Raw genomic sequence first — 1657 nt, 5'->3', positions numbered from 1 at the left:
TCACGCTATTTGAGATATCAGTCTGTCAATTTGTCTAAGGCAGCACAATTCTCCAAAGCGATACATTTCACCTGTACTTAATACTATTGCTGTCACAATAATTTTTACGTCCAAAACGTAGAATAACTGGGCTAGGTAAGAGAAAAGGAAAGTAAATATGAGACTGTTTAAGCGCTATACACCAAGTATGATTGCTAAACATATAAGTCGTCTTTTTAAGGGAAGAATCTATATTTACGGGGTCGGAAGATTCGAGTTTGATAACGGTAAATTGATACTACCGGAAAAAGCGGAGCAACGTCATTTTCGAGCGGTAAAAGAGATTAACCAAGAAATAATGAAACTCCGATGCGCATACGCTTAGCACTTCATCGATGTCAAAAAGATAAGTAAAACAAAGGCTGGATTATCCAGCCTTTTGTATTTTCAGGTAATGTAACTCAGAGCTATTGACGAGCCAGTTCTGGTAGGTGCCCCTTCAAACCCAGTGCACGCTTCATGATCTCATCTTTAGCACCCGGTAATTGTCCCGCTAAACTCAAGCCAATACCGCGAACCAGTTTTTTCGCTGGATGGCCACCAGAGAATAAATCACGGAAACCTTGCATCGCCGCAATCATCTTCGCCGCTTCAGCCTTACGCCAACGCTCATAGCCACGCAGATTGCGTTTACTACCAATGTCTTGCCCTTGTTTCCAAAGAGTCAGTACTTCTTGCGCCAGACTGGCTGCATCCAATAAGCCGAGGTTCACGCCTTGGCCAGCTAAAGGGTGGATGGTATGAGCCGCATCGCCAACCAGTGCAACACGCTCAACCACAAAGTCTCGGGCATAACGCATTTTTAGCGGAAACGCCGCTAGCCCTCCCACCACTTCACACACGCCTAAACGAGCATCAAATTCGCTGGTTAGCGTTTTGTTGAACGCTTCATCGCTCATGACCAGCAATTCTTCCGCTCGGTTTGGCTCTGTCGACCAAACGATAGAACACATGTTTGGTTGAGACATTGGCAAGAATGCCAAAGGCCCGTGAGGTGTAAAAATCTGACGCGCGATGCTGTGGTGCGGATCCGCTGTTTTCACATTAGCAACCAACGCATGGTGACCGTAGTCCCAATGCGTCAAAGGAATATCCATCTGGTTACGCAGCCACGAATTCGCGCCATCTGCGCCCACCACCAGCTTCGCTGTCATCGCTTGGCCGTTATCGAGCGTTAACCAACTCTCTTGTTCACCGACCGCGAGTGTCGCACAGCGCGCTGGCATGAATAGCGTCACATTCTCTAGCTTTTGCACTTGTTCCAACAACGCTAACTGAATCACGCGATTTTCAACGATATGACCCAAATCAGGTTGTGCCATACTTTGTGCATCAAACTCTATTTTTGCGAAGCTGTCTTGCTCCCACACTTCCATACCGTAGTAAGGTGAAGCACGGCGTTGCTCAATACCCTGCCAAGCTCCTAGCTTACGTAAAATGGTTTCACTTGAGCGGCTCAGTGCAGAAACTCGCACATCAGGCAGTTCATTCAACGTTTCATCTGGCACGCTACCTTCGATCACGGCGATACGCAGGTCACTGTCTTTGAATGCGGCGGCAAGCGCCAACCCAACCATCCCTCCGCCGATGATGGCGATATCTACACTTTGCATCATTG

2 protein-coding genes are annotated in these 1657 nt (G+C 47.6%); one reads left to right on the top strand and one right to left on the bottom strand.

Translation table 11 applies throughout. The features are described 5' to 3' along the window. Positions 1–157: 157 nt before the first annotated feature. Positions 158–364, top strand: a complete 207-nt coding sequence (locus R7Q47_RS23805) for a DUF1107 domain-containing protein (protein WP_005380970.1) — start codon at positions 158–160, stop codon at positions 362–364. A gap of 82 nt (positions 365–446) precedes the next feature. On the opposite strand, the gene R7Q47_RS23800 is transcribed toward R7Q47_RS23805, so the two are convergent. Continuing rightward, positions 447–1655, bottom strand: coding sequence for an FAD-dependent 2-octaprenylphenol hydroxylase (locus R7Q47_RS23800; RefSeq protein ID WP_318089621.1), 1209 nt, complete (start codon positions 1653–1655; stop codon positions 447–449). Positions 1656–1657: the final 2 nt, after the last annotated feature.

Source organism: Vibrio sp. Vb0349 (assembly GCF_033338975.1).
This window is presented reverse-complemented; position numbering and strand designations above follow the sequence as displayed.

What these genes read in the sequence shown, in the direction of transcription:
- R7Q47_RS23805 (WP_005380970.1), top strand. Translation starts at nt 158, where the DNA reads ATGAGACTGTTTAAGCGCTATACACCAAGTATGATTGCTAAACATATA.
- R7Q47_RS23800 (WP_318089621.1), bottom strand. Translation starts at nt 1,655, where the DNA reads ATGATGCAAAGTGTAGATATCGCCATCATCGGCGGAGGGATGGTTGGG.